This window comes from Streptomyces asoensis (assembly GCF_016860545.1).
GTDB classification, from domain to species: domain Bacteria; phylum Actinomycetota; class Actinomycetes; order Streptomycetales; family Streptomycetaceae; genus Streptomyces; species Streptomyces asoensis.
In genome coordinates this window covers 2,430,567-2,449,047 of sequence record NZ_BNEB01000005.1, presented here as the reverse complement: position 1 = coordinate 2,449,047, position 18,481 = coordinate 2,430,567, and the positions used below count along the sequence as shown (strand labels likewise).

The following is an 18,481-nucleotide window of genomic DNA, read 5'->3' as shown; positions in this document are numbered from 1 at the left end:
TGTGGCGAGAATTCACATTCCGGCAACCCGGCCCCGTACCATTCGCGCCATGGCAAAGGCTCCCGTTCTCACCCCGCGGGCGGACGACTTCCCTCGCTGGTACCAGGATCTGATCGGCAAGGCGGAACTGGCCGACAACGGACCCGTGCGCGGCACCATGGTCATCCGGCCGTACGGGTACGGGCTCTGGGAGCGGATGCAGGCGGAGATGGACGCCCGCATCAAGGAGACCGGTACCGAGAACGCCTACTTCCCGCTGCTGATCCCGCAGTCGTACCTCACGCGCGAGGCCGACCATGTCGAGGGATTCGCGCCCGAGTTGGCCGTGGTGACCCACGGGGGCGGCAAGGAACTGGAGGAGCCGGCGGTCGTCCGGCCCACCTCCGAGACCATCGTCAACGAGTACTTCTCCAAGTGGGTGCAGAGCTACCGCGACCTGCCCCTGCTGATCAACCAGTGGGCCAACGTGGTCCGTTGGGAACTGCGGCCGCGCCTCTTCCTGCGCACCTCCGAGTTCCTGTGGCAGGAGGGGCACACCGCGCACGCCACGTACGAGGAGGCCCGCGACTTCGCCGCGCGCATCCAGCGCGAGGTCTACGGGGACTTCCTCGAGAACGTCCTCGCGATCGACTTCGTCTCCGGCCGCAAGACGGCCAAGGAGCGCTTCGCGGGCGCCGTCAACACGCTCACCCTCGAAAGCATGATGGGCGACGGCAAGGCCCTCCAGATGGTCACCAGTCACGAACTGGGCCAGAACTTCGCCAAGGCCTTCCAGACCCGCTACCTGTCGCGGGAGGGCACCCAGGAGCTGGTGTGGCAGACCTCCTGGGGGTCGACGACCCGCATGATCGGCGCCCTGGTGATGACCCACGGCGACGACGACGGACTGCGGGTGCCGCCGCGGCTCGCGCACATCCAGGTCGTCGTCCTGGCGATCAAGGGCGACGAGGCGGTTCTGGCCAAGGTCCGTGAGGTGGGCGACCGGCTGAGGGCCGCCGGGCTCCGCGTCCGCGTGGACGACCGCACCGACGTCCCCTTCGGGCGGCGCGCGGTCGACTGGGAGCTCAAGGGCGTTCCCGCGCGGGTCGAGATCGGGCCCCGTGACCTGGAGAACGGCACCGCGATGCTGGCCCGCAGGATCCCGGGAGGCAAGGAGCCGGTGGCGACCGACGCCCTCGCCGGGCTGCTGCCCGCCCTCCTGGAGGAGGACCAGGCGCTGCTGCTGGAGCAGTCCCGCGCACGCCGCGAGTCCCGTACGACGGACGTGTCGACGATCGCCGAGGCGGTCGAGGCGGTCACCGCCGGCGGCTGGGCGCGCATCCCCTGGGCGGACCTCGGCGAAGAGGGCGAGGCGCGACTGGCCGAGCAGTCGCTCACCGTACGGTGTCTGATCGCACAGGACGGGTCGGTGCCGGACGCCGAGGACGCCCCGGGTAACCTCGCCGTCGTCGCGCGCGCTTACTGAGACGGCGCCCTCCGCTCGCGAGAGCGGCCGAAACGCCTCTTGCGCCCCCGCGCGACACCCCCGCCCCGGCGCGCGTTGCCGCCTACGCGCCGCGCGAGTGGGTACCCGGCGGGGTGGACGTACGCGGCCTACGCACCAGCTTGGGGGGAGCTGTGAGGCTTCTCCGCAGATCAGCGCACCCGCCCTCGTCAGGACGCATCAGTGGCAACTGACGGGTACGTGCAAATTATTTGGGATGGCCCGGAATAGGAACACAGGGGCATCCCCGCTCGTTGTCATTACGTGAGCACGACACAGACACCACCTGTTCTCGCCGCAGAACTGGCAGAGGCGTGGGCCGACATTCAGCGGTACCACCCCGAACTGCCCGATCTTGCCGCGCCAGAGTCCCTGATCGGGGAGTCGTCGTCCGCCTGCGGTCACGAGCTCTCCTTCGAGCGACTGCTTCACGAGGCAGTCCATGGCATCGCCGCCGCCCGCGGCGTCCGCGACACCTCCCGCGCCGGCCGCTACCACAACCGCAGATTCCTCGCGATCGCCGAGGAGCTGGGTCTCGACCATCCGGAGGAGCCGCACCCCAGCAGCGGCTTCTCCCTGGTCACGCTCAACCCGGAGGCCAAGCGCCGCTACCGTCCGACGATCGAGCGTCTCCAGCGGGCCCTCAAGGCCCACCTGGCGGCCACCTCCGCCGACACCGCCCGCACCTTCCGCGGTCCCGCGGCCCGGCACGGCTCCTCCGGCGGTGGCGTCCGGGTCAAGGCCGTGTGCGACTGCGGACGCAACGTGCGCGTCGTGCCCTCGGTCCTGGCCCAGGCGCCGATCGTGTGCGGCGGCTGCGGCAAGCCGTTCCGGATCCCGGAGATCGTCGGCGCGGCGTAACCCCTGACGGCCCAGCACCGGCAACTCGTGGCTGCCGGTCGACGGCGAGGGCGCGGGGTGACCGTGCGGCGCGCCGGTCGTGCCTCCTCGAAGCGGCACGGCCGGGCGCGGCCGGCACTCCGCGGCGCCGGGCCGCGCACCCGACGCGCGCGCACCGCGGCGCCGGGTGCCGCTCACGCGCGCCCGCGGGCCGTCACGGCCCCTCGGCCGAGGACGACCCGCGGGGTGTGGCACAATGGCTAGCTGTACTCGACAGTCGCACAGGACCCCTCTCTCCTCCGGCTGACGCGTCCATCGGGCACTCGGGTACCGCAACCCCACGCGGCCTTCTCGCCGTGCCCAACCACGTCAAGACCAGGAGACACCACTTCCGTGGCAGTCAAGATCAAGCTGAAGCGTCTGGGCAAGATCCGCGCGCCTCACTACCGCATCGTCGTCGCCGACTCCCGCACCCGTCGTGACGGTCGTGCGATCGAGGAGATCGGCAAGTACCAGCCGACGTACCACCCGTCGATCATCGAGGTCGACGCCGACCGCGTGGCCTACTGGCTGGGTGTCGGCGCGCAGCCGACCGAGCCGGTGCTCGCCATCCTGAAGAAGACCGGCGACTGGCAGAAGTTCAAGGGCGAGCCCGCCCCGGCGCCGCTGCTCGTCGCCGAGCCGAAGAAGGCCCGCCCGTCGTTCGAGGCCCTCGGTGGCGACGACTCGGGCAAGGGTGAGGCCATCACCCAGAAGAAGAAGGCCGAGAAGAAGGACGAGGCTGCCGCCGAGTCCTCTGCGGCTGAGTCGACCGAGGCCTGAGCAGCATGCTCGAAGAGGCGCTTGAGCACCTCGTGAAGGGCATCGTCGACAACCCCGACGATGTGCAGGTCGCCTCGCGCAACCTGCGCCGCGGGCGCGTGCTCGAGGTCCGGGTCCACCCGGACGACCTCGGCAAGGTGATCGGCCGCAACGGCCGCACCGCGCGCGCTCTGCGCACCGTCGTGGGCGCCATCGGCGGCCGTGGCGTCCGCGTCGACCTCGTCGACGTGGATCACATCCGCTGACGCGTTTCGCAGCACCGGCTCGGGCCGGGGAGGGCCACTGGGCCGTCCCCGGCCCGTAGTCGTTACGGCAGTCGTGACGACCACGTACGACAGGTACGACAGGTACGACAGGAGAACTTCACAAGTGCAGCTCGTAGTCGCGCGGATCGGCCGCGCCCACGGCATCAAGGGCGAGGTCACCGTCGAGGTACGCACCGACGAGCCGGAGCTGCGGCTCGCGCCCGGCGCCGTCCTGGCCACGGACCCGGCCTCGGCCGGCCCGCTGACCATCGAGACGGGCCGTGTCCACAGCGGCCGTCTCCTCCTGCGCTTCGAAGGCGTGCGCGACCGCACCGCGGCCGAAGCCCTGCGCAACACCCTCCTGATCGCCGAGATCGACCCCGCCGAGCTGCCCGAGGAGGAGGACGAGTACTACGACCACCAGCTGATGGACCTGGACGTGGTCACCAAGGACGGCGTCGAGGTCGGCCGGATCACCGAGATCTCGCACCTGCCCTCCCAGGACCTCTTCATCGTCGAGCGCCCGGACGGCAGCGAGGTGATGATCCCGTTCGTCGAGGCCATCGTCACCGAGATCGACCTCGAGGAGCAGCGGGCCGTCATCGACCCGCCGCCGGGCCTGATCGACGACCGTGCCGAGATCGTCTCCTCCCGCGACGCGGACGAGGACGCGGACGACGACGGGGCCGAGGAGGCGGACGGCGACGAGGCCGGGGCCTCCGCCACGGCCGACGGCGGCACCGACACCGACGGGGACCGCCCGTAATGCGCCTCGACGTCGTCACGATCTTCCCCGAGTACCTCGACCCGCTGAACGTCTCCCTCGTCGGCAAGGCACGCGCGCGTGGCCGGCTCGACGTGCGCGTCCACGACCTGCGCGAGTGGACCTACGACCGCCACAACACCGTCGACGACACCCCGTACGGCGGCGGCCCCGGCATGGTCATGAAGACCGACCCGTGGGGGGACGCCCTCGACACGGTGCTCGCCGACGGCTACGAGACGGGCTCGCACGCGCCCGCGATCGTCGTCCCGACACCCAGTGGCCGGCCCTTCACCCAGGAACTCGCGGTCGAACTCTCCGAGCGCCCCTGGCTGATCTTCACACCGGCCCGCTACGAGGGCATCGACCGGCGGGTCGTCGACGAGTACGCCACCCGGGTCCCGGTCTACGAGGTCTCCATCGGCGACTACGTCCTGGCCGGCGGGGAGGCCGCCGTCCTCGTCGTCACCGAGGCTGTGGCGCGTCTGCTGCCCGGCGTGCTCGGCAACGCCGAGTCGCACCGCGACGACTCCTTCGCCCCCGGAGCCATGGCCGGTCTCCTCGAAGGCCCCGTCTACACGAAGCCCCCCGCCTGGCGCGGCCGGGACATCCCCGACGTGCTGCTCAGCGGCCACCACGGCAAGATCGCCCGCTGGCGCCGCGACGAGGCCCTGCGGCGCACCACGGCCAACCGGCCCGACCTGATCGAGCGCTGCGCACCGGCCGGCTTCGACAAGAAGGACCGCGAGATGCTCTCCATCCTGGGCTGGACGCCCGATCCGGAGGGTGCCCCGTACGGCCGATTTTGGCGCAGGACCGACGCCGTGGAAGAATAGGCCGCTGTTGTGCGCCGTCCGGTGTGCGCCCCTGCCACAGGGGGACACGACGCCCGCCTCGACGGGCACACGGCACTCGATCCCCGAACTTCTAGTTCCGTTGATGACCTGTGGCATCAGCGAAGAAAGCAGACGAAATGTCCCACCTGCTCGACTCCGTCGACGCCGCGTCGCTGCGGACCGACGTCCCGGCCTTCCGCCCGGGTGACACCGTCAACGTCCACGTCCGCGTCATCGAGGGCAACCGCTCCCGTGTGCAGCAGTTCAAGGGCGTAGTCATCCGCCGCCAGGGCGCCGGTGTCCGCGAGACCTTCACGGTCCGCAAGGTCTCCTTCTCCGTCGGCGTCGAGCGCACGTTCCCCGTGCACACCCCGATCGTCGAGAAGATCGAGCTCGTCACCCGCGGTGACGTGCGTCGCGCCAAGCTGTACTACCTCCGTGAGCTGCGCGGCAAGGCCGCGAAGATCAAGGAGAAGCGCGACAACTGAGTGCCCTGCGGCGTTCGTGGAGGGGCCGGATAGCATCTGGCCCCGATGGACACCGAAGCTCAGCAGCCGACGGAGCGCGACCGCTCCTCCCAGCCTCCCGTATCCGCGGACGTCTCCCAGGAGACCCCGGAACCGGAGGCGGCGGAGGGACGGTCGCGTTTCGCGTTGGTGGCACGCGTCACGCGGTGGGTCCCGGGCGGCCGGGTCAGTCTCACCCTGCTGATCTGCCTGCTGTTTTTGCTGGTCCTCAACGCTTTCGTGGTCCAACCATTCCAGATTCCCAGCGGATCCATGGAAAACGGATTGAGGATCGGCGACCGGGTTCTCGTAGATAAGTTGGCGTACCGTTTCGGTGCCGAGCCGCGGCGCGGCGATGTCGTCGTGTTCGACGGCACCGGGTACTTCGGGAACTCCGACTACATCAAGCGCGTCGTGGGTGTAGGGGGAGATCACGTGGTCTGCTGCGACAAGGAGGGGAGGATCAAGGTGAACGGCCGGTCGGTCGACGAGTCCGCGTTCCTGCATCCCGGCGACCCTGCGTCCACGGTGGACTTCGACGTGGACGTGCCGCAGGGCACCCTCTTCGTCCTCGGTGACCACCGCAGCCGCTCCAGCGACTCCCGGGACCACCTCGGCTCACCGGGCGGCGGCATGATCCCCGTCGACCGGGTGGTGGGCCGTGCCGACTGGATCGTCTGGCCCTACGCGCACCTCACCCGGCTGTCCCGTCCCGGCGCCTACGCGCGCGTACCCGCCGCGGAGCGCGCCCATGGGTAACCGCGGCAAGCCGCGCGGCATCCCGACCAGCGCCGCGGACAACCTCCTGCCCACCGGCGCCCGGCGCACCTCCAGCCCCGGCGCCGGAGGGCGCTCGCGCGCGGAGCGGCGCAAGCTCCAGCGCAAGGTCAAGCGCAAGCGCAGGCGTTCGGCCGCCCGGGAGATACCGCTGCTGGTCGGCGTCGCCGTGCTGATAGCCCTGGTCCTGAAGACCTTCCTCGTCCAGGCCTTCGTGATCCCCTCCGGCTCCATGGAACAGACGATCCGGATCGGCGACCGCGTCCTGGTCGACAAGTTCACCCCGTGGTTCGGCTCCAAGCCCGAGCGCGGGGACGTCGTCGTCTTCAAGGACCCCGGCGGCTGGCTCAACGACGAGCAGACCACGACGAAGAAGAGCGACCCGGTCGTCGTCAAGCAGATCAAGGAAGGGCTCACCTTCATCGGTCTGCTGCCGTCCGACAACGAGAAGGACCTCATCAAACGGGTCGTCGGTGTGGGCGGCGACCACGTGGTGTGCTGCGACACCCAGGGCCGGGTGACCGTCAACGGCGTTCCCCTTGAGGAGGGCGCCTATCTTTACCCCGGCAACGAGCCCTCCGCCTCGGCCTTCGACATCACCGTCCCGCAGGGGCGGCTGTGGGTGATGGGCGACCACCGCGCCAACTCCGCCGACTCGCGCTTCCACCAGAACACCGACTACGGCGGGACCGTCTCCGAGGACGAGGTCGTGGGGCGGGCCATGGTCATCGCCTGGCCCCTCGGCCACTGGGTCCGTCTCAAGGAACCGCAAACTTTCGCTTCCGTGACCGGCTCGGCCGCCACGGCGACCGCGTCCGCCCGGCTGTCGCATAGGGTTGCTCCCGGCGATCCGAACGAATCGATCCGACAACTCCCGAGCCCTGCGGAACTCCCGCTCGTTATGGGAGTGGTGGGCCTGCGCCGCACGTGGAGCAGGCAGCGGCACAGAGTGAGGAGTTGGCGTGGGGGATGTGGCGGTTGGCGCACGGTCCGGGCACGACGGCGAGGAGCACCGCGGTCATCCCGTGGGGGCCGCCGACCCGGCTTCCGACGGCGCCGTGACCTCCGGGAGTGACCCCGTGGCGGGCGGCGACGGCCCGCCGGCGGACGAGCCGCCCCGGACCGGTGGCGAGGGATCGGGCGGCCCGGCCCCGAAGCCCAAGAAGCCGCGCTCCTTCTGGAAGGAGCTGCCGATCCTGATCGGTATCGCGCTCGTCCTCGCGCTGCTGATCAAGACGTTCCTGGTGCAGGCGTTCTCCATCCCGTCCGCCTCGATGGAGAACACCCTCAAGGAGGGTGACCGGGTCCTGGTCGACAAGCTGACCCCGTGGTTCGGATCCGAGCCGGAGCGCGGCGAGGTCGTCGTCTTCCACGACCCCGACAACTGGCTGGCGGGCGAGGCCACCGTCGACCCGAACGCCTTCCAGACCGTCCTCAGCTGGATCGGCCTGATGCCGTCCGCGGAGGAGAAGGACCTGATCAAGCGGGTCATCGGCGTCGGCGGCGACACCGTCTCCTGCAAGGGCACGGGCCCGCTGACCGTCAACGGCAAGGCGCTGAACGAGCCGTACGTCTACCCCGGCAACACCCCGTGCAGCCAGGACGACCAGGGCGGGCAGTTCACCGTTAAGGTCCCCAAGGGCTTCATCTGGGTCATGGGCGACCACCGTCAGAACTCCCGTGACTCGCGCTACAACCAGTCCGACAAGAACCACGGCATGGTCCCCGTCGACCAGGTCGTCGGCCGCGCCGTCGTCAAAGCCTGGCCGATCACCCGCTGGGGCACGCTCCCGGTGCCGGACACCTTCGACCAGGACGGCCTGAGCGCCGGGTCCGCGGCGCCCGCGGCCCTGACGGTCGCCCCGCAGGGCCTCGCCCTCGCCGGGGTCGTGCCGGTGGTCCTGTGGCGCCGTCGGCGCACGGAGGACGCCGGGAACCGCTGAGGCGGCCCGCCGCCCGCGGCCCGCTCCGCGATGGCGCACCGCTCGCGCTCGGCAAACCCTTTCCCAAGCTTGCGGCCAGGGCCCGGACGAGCCGGGAAGAGGGGCTGACCGGGTTCGGTACCGCCGGGTAGGGTGCGGATCCATGGGTGGCGAGAGCACTACGCGTACGGCCCCGCACAGTGGCGGTGGCACCAGCAGTGGCCCGGTGGGCAGCCGGACCGGACAGCGTCTGTCCGGACTGGCCGTCGCACTGGGCCTCGTGCTGTTCCTCGGCGGATTCGGCTGGGGAGCCCTGCTCTACCGGCCGTACACGGTGCCCACCAGTTCCATGAGCCCGACGATCGCCGCGGGTGACCGGGTGCTGGCCGAGCGGATCGACGGCGACGAGGTGCGCCGCGGGGACGTCGTGGTGTTCACCGACAAGACCTGGGCGAGCAACGCGCCCGTGGTCAAGCGCGTGGTCGCGGTCGGCGGCGACACCGTGTCCTGCTGCACCGACGGCAAGCTGACCGTCAACGGCAAGCAGATCGAAGAACCGTATCTTCCGGCGGGCAGCCTCGCCGAGAACAAGAACATCCCGACCGTGAAGGTCCCGGACGGCCGGCTGTTCCTGCTCGGTGACGAGCGGGAGGGCTCGCTCGACTCCACCGCCCACCTGACGGACGCCGCCCAGGGCACGGTCGCGCGCAGCGCCGTCAAGGCCCGGGTCGACGCCGTGGTGTGGCCGATGAACGGCATGCTGAAGCGGCCCACCGGCTTCGAGCAGCTCGGTGCGCTCTCCCGGCCCGGTCCGCTGAGCACGGTCGGCTGGCTGATCGTCGCCGGCGGGGTGCTGGTCCTGGGCGGGGGTGCGTACGGCCCCATCGCCAAGCGGACGTCCGGCCGTCGCCCCACCGGTGCCCGGCCGGAGGCCGCCGGTGCCCGCTGAGGCCACGGACGGACCGCCGGACGCGGGGACGGCCTCCTCCGTGGACACGGGCTCGCTCGCGGGCACGGATTCGTACGAGGGCGGGCTGCGCAAGGTGGCGCGGGTCGTGCTCCTCGACCCGCAGGACCGCATCCTGCTGCTGCACGGCCACGAACCGGACGACCCGGACGACACATGGTGGTTCACTCCGGGCGGCGGGGTGGAGGGCGACGAGACCCGTGAGGAAGCCGCGCTGCGGGAACTCGCCGAGGAGACCGGCATCACCGATGTCGAGCTGGGCCCGGTGCTGTGGCGGCGGACCTGCTCCTTCCCGTTCGCGGGCCGCCGCTGGGACCAGGACGAGTGGTACTACCTGGCCCGTACGACGGTGACGGAGACCCGGCCCACGGGCCTCACCGAGCTGGAGCGGCGCAGTGTCGCCGGAGCGCGCTGGTGGACGTGTCAGGAACTGACCCGGGCCCATGAGACGGTGTATCCGACCAGACTCGCCGGGCTGCTGCGCGGGCTGCTCGACGAAGGTCCTCCGGCCGGACCCGTAACCCTCGACACGGAAATCGTCTAGAGGCGCACGGGACTGGCGCACAATAGGGGGATCGCACGGCTGAAGGGGAACATGCCATGAGCGCCGAGGACCTCGAGAAGTACGAGACCGAGATGGAGCTGAAGCTCTACCGGGAGTACCGCGATGTCGTCGGTCTGTTCAAATACGTGATCGAGACCGAGCGGCGTTTCTACCTCACCAACGACTACGAGATGCAGGTGCACTCGGTCCAGGGCGAGGTGTTCTTCGAGGTGTCGATGGCGGACGCCTGGGTGTGGGACATGTACCGGCCGGCCCGGTTCGTGAAGCAGGTGCGGGTGCTCACGTTCAAGGACGTGAACATCGAGGAGCTGAACAAGAGCGATCTGGAGCTTCCGGGCAGCTGACCGGGTCGGGACTTCGCGTACGACGGTCGGCGCCGGAGGCGGGGGCGGCCGGTGCCGGGGTGCTCGGTGCCGGTGCGGCGGTGGTGCGCCACCCGTGGGGGTGACGGAGTTGTCCACAGGCGTCCGCCCGTCCACCAAGATCCTTTCCGGGCCGCCGGATGCCTGAACGTGGGTGCCGGAGGTGGTGCCCACATGAGCACGCACACGGATCTGGCCCGAGGCGCACTCGGCAGGTACGGCGAGGACCTGGCCGCCCGACGGCTGGCCGACACGGGGATGACGGTCCTGGAGCGCAACTGGCGCTGCGGCAGGACCGGCGAGATCGACATCGTCGCGAGGGACGGTGACGTCCTGGTCCTCTGCGAGGTCAAGACCCGCAGGGGCGGCGGATTCCAGCACCCGATGGCGGCGGTGACCCCACAGAAGGCCCAGCGGCTGCGCGACCTGGCGCAGCGGTGGATCCAGGAACACGGGGGAGCCCCGCCGGGCGGCGTCCGCATCGACCTGGTCGGCGTGCTCCTGCCCCGGCGCGGGGCGGCCGTCGTCGAGCACGCGCGGGGGGTGGCCTGAGATGGGCTTCGCGCGTACGTGCTCGGTGGCGCTGGTCGGCGTCGAAGGGGTCGTCGTCGAGGTGCAGGCCGACCTCGAACCGGGCGTGGCGGCGTTCACGCTGGTGGGGCTGCCGGACAAGAGCCTCACCGAGAGCCGGGACCGGGTCCGGGCGGCCGTGGTGAACTCCGGGGGCGAATGGCCGCAGAAGAAGCTCACCGTCGGACTCAGCCCGGCCTCGGTGCCCAAGGGCGGCAGCGGCTTCGACCTGGCCATCGCCAGCGCCGTGCTCGGCGCTGCGGAACGGATCGACCCCCGGGTGCTCGCCGACATCGTCATGATCGGCGAGCTGGGCCTGGACGGGAGGGTCCGGCCGGTCCGGGGCATCCTGCCCGCGGTCCTGGCCGCGGCCGACGCCGGCTACGAGCAGGTGGTCGTCCCCGAATGCGCCGCCGCGGAGGCGGCGCTGGTCCCCGGAATCTCCGTGCTCGGGGTACGCAGTCTGCGGCAGCTGATCGCCGTCCTCGCCGACGAACCCGTGCCCGAGGAGGAACCGGACGAGGCGGGCCGCCCCGACCCGCTCCTGGCCGGACTGCGGATGCCCGGCACCGGCGCGGCCACCGGCATACAGGGCATCGGGGCCCAGCACGACCAGGGGCACGACCTCGCGGACGTGGTCGGACAGTGCTCCGCGCGGACCGCGGTGGAGGTGGCCGCGGCCGGTGGTCACCACCTCTTCCTGGAGGGCCCGCCCGGCGCGGGCAAGACCATGCTCGCGGAGCGGCTGCCGGCCGTGCTGCCCCGGCTGGACAGGCAGGAGTCGCTGGAGGTCACCGCCGTCCACTCGGTGGCGGGACTGCTGCCGCCGGGCAAGCCCCTCATCGAGGTGCCGCCGTACTGCGCTCCGCACCACTCGGCCACGATGCAGTCGCTGGTCGGGGGCGGGGCGGGGTTCGCCCGGCCCGGTGCCGTCTCGCTGGCCCACCGCGGTGTGCTCTTCCTCGACGAGACCCCGGAGTTCGGCAGTCACGCGCTCGACGCCCTGCGGCAGCCCCTGGAGGCCGGCCATGTGGTGATCGCGCGCAGCGCGGGGGTGGTGCGCTTCCCGGCGCGGTTCCTGATGGTGCTCGCCGCCAACCCCTGTCCGTGCGGCCGGTTCTCGCTGCGGGACACCCTGTGCGAGTGCCCGCCCTCCGCCGTCCGCCGCTACCAGGCCCGGCTGTCCGGCCCGCTGCTCGACCGGGTCGACCTGCGGGTGGAGGTCGACCCGGTCAGCCGGGCCGAGCTCGCCCACCGGGGCCCCGGCGGCGAGTCCACGGCGACCGTCGCCGACCGGGTCAGAGCCGCGCGGGAACGGGCGGCCGCCCGGCTGGCCGGCACTCCGTGGCGGACCAACAGCGAGGTGCCGGGCAGAGAGCTGCGCAACCGCTGGCACGCCGCGGTCGGTGCCATGGACGAGGCGGAACGGAGCCTGGAGCGGGGGACGCTGACCGCCCGCGGGCTCGACCGGGTGCTGCGCGTCGCCTGGACCGTCGCCGACCTGGTCGGCCACGACCGGCCCGGCGTGACGGACGTCAACCTCGCCCTCCAACTGCGCACGGGGGTGCCGCGCGGCGTGCCGATGGCCCTGGGGGCACCGACATGAGCGCCGGGGAGACGCGTCGCGGCGCCGGTGACGGTGAGCGGTCGGACGGCGCGGCCCCGGGCGGCGGCCCGGACGGCGCGGGCCCGGGCGGCGGGGGTGCCGTGGACGGGGCCGACACCGGCGACGGTGAGGGCGGCCGCGACCGGGCCGGCGAGCGGCACGCCCGGGTCTTCCTCGGGCGGGTCCTGGAGCCCGGGGACGAGGTGGGCGGCCAGTGGGTACGGCGGAGAGGCGTGCGCGAGGTCGTGCGGCGCCTGCGGGACGACGGTGAGCCGCTGCCCGGCGTGACCGCGCGGCGCTGGGCGGGACTGCGGGCCCGGGCCGAGCGTGCCGAGCCGGAACGGGACCTGGCCGTCGCACGCGAGGCGGGCGTGCGGTACGTGTGCCCCGGGGACGCGGAGTGGCCGGGGACGCTGGACGACCTGGGGGACGCCCGCCCGCTCGGGCTGTGGGTGCGGGGGCGGCCCAGTCTGCGGATGTGGGCGCTGCGCTCGGTCGCCGTGGTCGGGGCCCGCGCCTGCACCGAGTACGGCGCCCACATGGCCGCCACCCTCGCCGCGGGCCTCGCCGAACAGGGCTGGGTCGTCGTCTCCGGCGGCGCCTACGGGGTGGACGGCGCCGCGCACCGGGGCGCCCTCGGCGCGGGCGGCGCCACCGTCGCCGTCCTCGCCTGCGGGGTCGACCGGCCCTACCCGCGCGGCCACACGACGTTGATCAACAGGATCGCCGAACAGGGTCTGGTGGTCGGCGAGTTGCCGCCCGGCGACCACCCGACGCCCACCAGGTTCATCCTGCGCAACCGGGTCATCGCCGCGCTCACCCGGGGCACGGTCGTCGTCGAGGCCGCCTACCGCAGCGGTGCGCTGGTCACCGCCCGGGCCGCCCAGCGGTTGGGCCGTCACACGATGGGGGTGCCGGGGCCGGCCACGAGCGGCCTCTCGGCCGGGGTGCACGAACTGCTGCGTGCGGAGGCCGTGCTGGTCACCGACGCGGCGGAGATCGTCGAACTCGTCGGAGAAATGGGCGAGCTGGCCCCCGAACGGCGCGGGCCGGCCCTGCCCCGCGACCTGCTGGAGCCGGCCGCCCGGCGGGTCCTGGCCGCGCTGCCCGCGCGCAGATCCGCGGCGGTCGACGAGGTCGCCCGCGAGGCGTGGACCACGCCGGACGACGCGATCGCGAGACTGTACGAACTCAGAGCGCTCGGTTACGTCGAACGACACGGCGACGGCTGGAAGTTGACACGCCAGGCGGTGGTCTCCGTTCGAGGGGACCGCCGTCCGTGTTGACCCGGGGGGTTCGGCCGTCCGGGGGAACTCCGAAAGCCTTGGCAGTGGCGGCAGTTGACCCGCGCCGGGGTCGACCGGGGTGACCGCCGTGACCCGGGAGGGGTCCCAGCGGAACGTATCTGCGCACCGGTCCGGCCCCGCCCTTCGCTCACCGCGACACGTCAGTCACGCTACGCTCACATGGGATTACGGCACAGACCGGACCTCTGCATCACGCGGTACCGACCACACGCACTTCACGGCAGAACGGCACAAGGCGACGAATGCCCCAGCACACCTCCGGCTCCGACCGGGCGGCGATCCCCCCAGCCGCCCGCGACGGTGGCAGCGTGCGCCCGCCCGCTCCTTCGACGCTCGACGAGCTGTGGCGGTCGTACAAGGCGACGGGGGACGAACGGCTGCGTGAGCAGCTGATCCTGCACTACTCGCCGCTGGTGAAATACGTGGCGGGCCGGGTGAGCGTCGGCCTGCCGCCCAACGTGGAGCAGGCCGACTTCGTCTCCTCCGGGGTGTTCGGACTGATCGACGCCATCGAGAAGTTCGACGTCGACCGGGAGATCAAGTTCGAGACCTACGCGATCACCCGGATCCGCGGCGCGATGATCGACGAGCTGCGTGCCCTGGACTGGATCCCGCGGTCGGTGCGGCAGAAGGCCCGCAATGTCGAGCGGGCCTACGCGACGCTCGAGGCACGGCTGCGGCGCACCCCGTCGGAAGGCGAGGTGGCCGCCGAGCTGGGCATCGCGGTGGACGACCTGCACGCCGTGTTCAGCCAGTTGTCGCTGGCCAACGTGGTGGCGCTGGAGGAGCTGCTGCATGTCGGGGGCGAGGACGGCGACGGCCTCAGCTTCATGGACACGCTGGAGGACACCGCCGCCGACAACCCCGTGGAGGTGGCCGAGGACCGGGAGCTCAGACGGTTCCTCGCCCGGGCGATCAACACGCTGCCCGACCGGGAGAAGACCGTCGTCACGCTCTACTACTACGAGGGGCTGACGCTCGCCGAGATCGGGAACGTGCTGGGCGTCACCGAGAGCAGGGTCAGCCAGATCCACACCAAGTCCGTGCTCCAGCTGCGCGCGAAACTGGCGAGCTTCGGCCGCTGAACGCACCGAGCGCCCCGGCCGGTTGACGCGAGCGCGGGCCGAGTCACTCCCGCCGGGCGGGTGGCGTCCGTACAGTGGTTGCCGTGCCAAGGATTCGAGCGGCCTCCGTGGCCGAGCACCGGTCGATGCAGCGTGCCGCCCTGCTGGACGCGGCGCGTTCCCTGCTGTCCGAGGGCGGGACGGAGGCGCTGACCTTCCCGGCCCTCGCCGAGCGCACGGGCCTCGCGCGCTCCTCCGTGTACGAGTACTTCCGGTCGCGCGCCGCCGTGGTCGAGGAACTGTGCGGGGTCGACTTCCCCGTCTGGGCGGCGGAGGTCGAGGCGGCGATGGCCGCGGCCGACGGGGCCGAGGCCAAGGTGGAGGCGTATGTGCGCCGGCAGCTCGCCCTGGTGGGGGACCGGCGCCACCGTGCCGTCGTGGCGATCTCGGCGAGCGAGCTGGACGCGGGCGCCCGCGAGAAGATCCGGGCCGCGCATGGCGGGCTCGTGACGATGATCGGCGCGGCGCTGGAGGAGCTGGGGCACGCCCGGCCCCGGCTGGCGGCCATGCTGTTGCAGGGCGTGGTGGACGCGGCGGTACGGCGGATCGAACTGGGCGCGGCGGAGGATCCCGCCCTGATCACCGAAGCGGCGGTGGCCATGGCGCTGCGGGGCGTCCAGGGCTGAGCGACACCGGCCACCGGGCCCGCCGTCCGGCCCGGGTCGAGTCGGTTCATGGGCCGTGGGCGGATCGGCCCGCGCTTCCCGGCGTGGACCGGCCCGCTGTTCCCGGGGCGGATCGGCGCGCGCTCCCCGGCGTGGACCGGCCCGCGGAGCCCGGTCGCATCGGCGCACGGCCCCTGGGCGGTCGGTCCATGGGATCCGGGGCCGTGCTCAGGGCAGGGGGACGCCGAGGACCGGCAGCAGGCGGGACGGGCCGCTTCGCCGCAGCCACGGGGGCAGGAGCGACAGCGGGTCCAGATAGGTGTCGCCCCTGAGCAGCCCCCAGTGCACGCAGGTTCCCGCGCAGTGCGAGCCCGTCGGCTCCACCGTGCCGACGACCTGCCCCGGGGCCACCTCGTCACCCTGGTGGACCAGCGCCCGTACCGGCTCGTAGGTCGTCCGCAGGGGCGGCAGGCCCGTCGCCGACAGTTCCACGGAGACGACGCCCCGGCCCGCCACCCGGCCCGCGAAGGACACCCGGCCCGCGGCCACCGCCCGTACCGCGGTCCCCGGCGCCGCTGCGAGGTCGACGCCCCGGTGCCCGGTGGCGTAGGGACCCGCCGGGGGTTCCCAGCCGCGCAGCACCGGCGGGCGGACGCCCACCGGCCAGACCCGGCCGACCGCGGGGACCGGCGGCGCGGGCACATCCGCCCGGGCCGCAGTGGCCGCCCTCGCCACCCCCACCGTGTGCGTCACCGCGACCGTCCCCGCCGGGCGGGCGGACGGCGCGGACGGCGCCGGCACGGTCACCGACATGATCACCAGGACTGTCCGCAGGGCCCTGCCCGTCCGGACGCGCAGGGCCGGCCTCGGCGGCCGACGTGAGTCCCGTCCGCCCCGTCCGCCCCGCTCGCCCCGCCGCTCCCGTCGGTCCCGTCGGCCTCGTGCGGCCCGTCGCTGTGCGTGCATGACGGCACCGTCCCGCGTTCCGCCGGTCGCGGCCCGCACCTGTGGACCACCCGGCGCTTGTGGACAGCGGCGTCACCCGCCGCCCCGCCGGTCCCGTACACTTCCTATGGCGATCCGGGTCACCGGGTCGACTTCGCACGCCCCGATATCGGGAACCGGCCACGGCCTGGTCTCCGGTATCCGCGCCCCTCGGTCCTTCGTGGCTCGGCGCATCGCGGGCGTCAGGCGCGGGAGCCGTCCGGTTCCCGCGGCACAACCGAGAAACCCAAGGAGAACGGCCATGGCCGTCGTCACGATGCGGGAGCTGCTGGAAAGCGGCGTCCACTTCGGTCACCAGACCCGTCGCTGGAACCCGAAGATGAAGCGCTTCATCTTCACCGAGCGCAACGGCATCTACATCATCGACCTGCTCCAGTCGCTGTCGTACATCGACCGCGCCTACGAGTTCGTCAAGGAGACCGTCGCCCACGGCGGCACGGTCATGTTCGTCGGCACGAAGAAGCAGGCGCAGGAGGCCATCGCCGAGCAGGCCACCCGCGTCGGCATGCCCTACGTCAACCAGCGCTGGCTGGGCGGCATGCTCACCAACTTCTCGACCGTCTACAAGCGCCTCCAGCGCCTCAAGGAGCTCGAGCTCATCGACTTCGAGGACGTCGCCGCCTCGGGTCTGACGAAGAAGGAGCTCCTGGTCCTCTCGCGTGAGAAGGCCAAGCTCGAGAAGACCCTCGGTGGTATCCGCGAGATGTCCAAGGTCCCCAGCGCCGTCTGGATCGTGGACACCAAGAAGGAGCACATCGCGGTCGGTGAGGCCCGGAAGCTCAACATCCCGGTCGTCGCCATCCTCGACACCAACTGCGACCCCGACGAGGTCGACTACAAGATCCCGGGCAACGACGACGCGATCCGCTCCGTCACCCTGCTCACCCGCGTGATCGCCGACGCCGTCGCCGAGGGCCTCATCTCCCGTTCCGGTGTCGCCACCGGTGACAAGGGCGACAAGGCCGCCGGCGAGCCGCTGGCCGCGTGGGAGCGCGACCTGCTCGAGGGCGAGAAGAAGGCCGACACGGACGAGGCCGCCGACAAGCCGGCCGAGGCCGCTGCCGAGGCCGCGACCGAGGCGCCCGCTGCCGAGGCCCCCGCCGCCGAGGCCCCCGCCGCCGAGGCCGCTCCGGCCGCCGAGGGCGAGCAGGCCTGAGTCAGGCCGTAGGCCGTACGGCCGGCCTGGTCGTCCGTAGGGCCCCAGGGACGAAGTGACGGCGGGAGGTGCCGAGTGCACCCCCCGCCGTTCACCCACAGCCCCCCAAGATCTTCGAGACTTCGAACTCCGAGAGAGATTCACAGATCATGGCGAACTACACCGCCGCTGACGTCAAGAAGCTCCGTGAGCTCACCGGCGCCGGCATGATGGACTGCAAGAAGGCCCTGGACGAGGCCGACGGCAGCGTCGACAAGGCCGTCGAGGCGCTCCGGATCAAGGGCCAGAAGGGCGTCGCCAAGCGCGAGGGCCGCTCCGCCGAGAACGGCGCCGTGGTCTCGATCATCGCCGACGACAACTCCTCCGGCGTCCTCGTCGAGCTGAAGTGCGAGACGGACTTCGTCGCCAAGGGTGAGAAGTTCCAGGCCGTCGCCAACGCGATCGCCGAGCACGTCGCCAAGACCTCCCCGGCCGACCTCGAGGCGCTCCTCGCGTCCGAGATCGAGGCCGGCAAGACCGTCCAGGCGTTCGTGGACGAGGCCAACGCCAACCTCGGCGAGAAGATCGTGCTGGACCGCTTCGCGCAGTTCGCCGACGGCTTCGTGACCGCGTACATGCACCGCACGATGCCCGACCTGCCCCCGCAGATCGGTGTCCTCGTCGAGCTGGACAAGCCGAACGCCGACGTCGCCAAGGGCATCGCCCAGCACATCGCCGCCTTCGCGCCGAAGTACCTCTCCAAGGAGGACGTGCCGGCCGAGGTCGTCGAGTCCGAGCGCCGCGTCGCCGAGGAGACCACCCGCGCCGAGGGCAAGCCCGAGGCCGCCCTGCCGAAGATCGTCGAGGGTCGCATCAACGGCTTCTTCAAGGACGCCACGCTGCTCGGCCAGCCCTACGCGCTGGACAACAAGAAGTCCGTCCAGAAGATCCTGGACGAGGCCGGTGTCACCCTGAAGCGCTTCACGCGCATCAAGGTCGGCATCTGAGTCCGTACCGCGATCGGTGCCCCGGCCCTATAGG

The 18,481-nt window shown here is 71.9% G+C and carries 21 protein-coding genes; 20 read left to right on the top strand and 1 reads right to left on the bottom strand.

Annotated elements, in window-relative coordinates; genetic code table 11:
• Window positions 1–49 precede the first annotated feature (49 nt).
• The 18 genes from proS (at window position 50) to Saso_RS33330 (ending at window position 15,321) form a co-directional block, all read left to right on the top strand.
• Window positions 50–1,465, top strand: a complete 1,416-nt coding sequence (proS, locus tag Saso_RS33415) for a proline--tRNA ligase (RefSeq protein WP_189926616.1) — start codon at window positions 50–52, stop codon at window positions 1,463–1,465.
• A 282-nt stretch (window positions 1,466–1,747) separates the two neighbouring features.
• The gene (locus tag Saso_RS33410; RefSeq protein WP_189926614.1) at window positions 1,748–2,344 is read left to right on the top strand and encodes a hypothetical protein; all 597 of its coding nucleotides are present in this window, start codon (window positions 1,748–1,750) and stop codon (window positions 2,342–2,344) included.
• 372 nt (window positions 2,345–2,716) lie between these two features.
• On the top strand, window positions 2,717–3,145 hold the full coding sequence (gene rpsP, locus Saso_RS33405; RefSeq protein WP_189926612.1) for a 30S ribosomal protein S16: 429 nt from the start codon (window positions 2,717–2,719) through the stop codon (window positions 3,143–3,145).
• Window positions 3,146–3,150: 5 nt separating this feature from the next.
• Window positions 3,151–3,390 (top strand): RNA-binding protein, encoded by a 240-nt coding sequence (locus Saso_RS33400; protein ID WP_189926610.1) that lies wholly within the window; start codon window positions 3,151–3,153, stop codon window positions 3,388–3,390.
• 124 nt (window positions 3,391–3,514) lie between these two features.
• Window positions 3,515–4,156, top strand: coding sequence for a ribosome maturation factor RimM (gene rimM, locus Saso_RS33395; protein WP_189926608.1), 642 nt, complete (start codon window positions 3,515–3,517; stop codon window positions 4,154–4,156).
• Window positions 4,156–4,989 (top strand): tRNA (guanosine(37)-N1)-methyltransferase TrmD, encoded by an 834-nt coding sequence (gene trmD / locus Saso_RS33390; protein WP_189926607.1) that lies wholly within the window; start codon window positions 4,156–4,158, stop codon window positions 4,987–4,989. The genes rimM and trmD overlap by 1 nt, the downstream gene beginning before the upstream one ends.
• A gap of 137 nt (window positions 4,990–5,126) precedes the next feature.
• Window positions 5,127–5,477 (top strand): 50S ribosomal protein L19, encoded by a 351-nt coding sequence (rplS, locus tag Saso_RS33385; RefSeq protein WP_023416775.1) that lies wholly within the window; start codon window positions 5,127–5,129, stop codon window positions 5,475–5,477.
• A gap of 45 nt (window positions 5,478–5,522) precedes the next feature.
• On the top strand, window positions 5,523–6,254 hold the full coding sequence (gene lepB / locus Saso_RS33380; protein WP_189926605.1) for a signal peptidase I: 732 nt from the start codon (window positions 5,523–5,525) through the stop codon (window positions 6,252–6,254).
• Complete coding sequence (gene lepB, locus Saso_RS33375; RefSeq protein ID WP_189926603.1) at window positions 6,247–7,347, top strand: signal peptidase I; 1,101 nt, start codon at window positions 6,247–6,249, stop codon at window positions 7,345–7,347. The genes lepB (Saso_RS33380) and lepB (Saso_RS33375) overlap by 8 nt, the downstream gene beginning before the upstream one ends.
• Complete coding sequence (lepB, locus tag Saso_RS33370) at window positions 7,235–8,215, top strand: signal peptidase I (protein WP_189926601.1); 981 nt, start codon at window positions 7,235–7,237, stop codon at window positions 8,213–8,215. Before lepB (Saso_RS33375) ends, lepB (Saso_RS33370) begins: the two co-directional genes overlap by 113 nt.
• A gap of 142 nt (window positions 8,216–8,357) precedes the next feature.
• Complete coding sequence (gene lepB / locus Saso_RS33365; RefSeq protein ID WP_189926599.1) at window positions 8,358–9,143, top strand: signal peptidase I; 786 nt, start codon at window positions 8,358–8,360, stop codon at window positions 9,141–9,143.
• Window positions 9,144–9,183: 40 nt separating this feature from the next.
• A complete protein-coding gene (locus Saso_RS33360) occupies window positions 9,184–9,705 on the top strand; it encodes an NUDIX hydrolase (protein ID WP_189926851.1) in 522 nt (173 codons plus the stop codon).
• A gap of 56 nt (window positions 9,706–9,761) precedes the next feature.
• Window positions 9,762–10,070, top strand: coding sequence for a DUF2469 domain-containing protein (locus Saso_RS33355; RefSeq protein ID WP_005311352.1), 309 nt, complete (start codon window positions 9,762–9,764; stop codon window positions 10,068–10,070).
• Between the two features lie 162 nt (window positions 10,071–10,232).
• The gene (locus Saso_RS33350; RefSeq protein WP_189926849.1) at window positions 10,233–10,640 is read left to right on the top strand and encodes a YraN family protein; all 408 of its coding nucleotides are present in this window, start codon (window positions 10,233–10,235) and stop codon (window positions 10,638–10,640) included.
• 1 nt (window position 10,641) lies between these two features.
• On the top strand, window positions 10,642–12,264 hold the full coding sequence (locus Saso_RS33345) for a YifB family Mg chelatase-like AAA ATPase (protein ID WP_189926597.1): 1,623 nt from the start codon (window positions 10,642–10,644) through the stop codon (window positions 12,262–12,264).
• Window positions 12,261–13,550 (top strand): DNA-processing protein DprA, encoded by a 1,290-nt coding sequence (gene dprA, locus Saso_RS33340; protein ID WP_229901477.1) that lies wholly within the window; start codon window positions 12,261–12,263, stop codon window positions 13,548–13,550. Before Saso_RS33345 ends, dprA begins: the two co-directional genes overlap by 4 nt.
• A gap of 263 nt (window positions 13,551–13,813) precedes the next feature.
• A complete protein-coding gene (gene whiG, locus Saso_RS33335) occupies window positions 13,814–14,656 on the top strand; it encodes an RNA polymerase sigma factor WhiG (RefSeq protein WP_189926595.1) in 843 nt (280 codons plus the stop codon).
• 107 nt (window positions 14,657–14,763) lie between these two features.
• Window positions 14,764–15,321 carry a TetR/AcrR family transcriptional regulator gene (locus Saso_RS33330; RefSeq protein ID WP_189926846.1) on the top strand — a complete coding sequence of 186 codons (558 nt, stop codon included), beginning with the start codon at window positions 14,764–14,766 and terminating at the stop codon, window positions 15,319–15,321.
• Between the two features lie 207 nt (window positions 15,322–15,528).
• Here the strand turns inward: Saso_RS33330 and Saso_RS33325 are convergent, their stop codons facing one another.
• On the bottom strand, window positions 15,529–16,122 hold the full coding sequence (locus tag Saso_RS33325; RefSeq protein WP_372442542.1) for a murein hydrolase activator EnvC family protein: 594 nt from the start codon (window positions 16,120–16,122) through the stop codon (window positions 15,529–15,531).
• 424 nt (window positions 16,123–16,546) lie between these two features.
• On the opposite strand from Saso_RS33325, the gene rpsB reads away from it, so the two are divergent.
• Both rpsB and tsf read left to right on the top strand, forming a co-directional pair.
• A complete protein-coding gene (gene rpsB, locus Saso_RS33320) occupies window positions 16,547–17,461 on the top strand; it encodes a 30S ribosomal protein S2 (protein WP_189926591.1) in 915 nt (304 codons plus the stop codon).
• 149 nt (window positions 17,462–17,610) lie between these two features.
• On the top strand, window positions 17,611–18,447 hold the full coding sequence (gene tsf / locus Saso_RS33315; RefSeq protein WP_189926589.1) for a translation elongation factor Ts: 837 nt from the start codon (window positions 17,611–17,613) through the stop codon (window positions 18,445–18,447).
• Window positions 18,448–18,481: the final 34 nt, after the last annotated feature.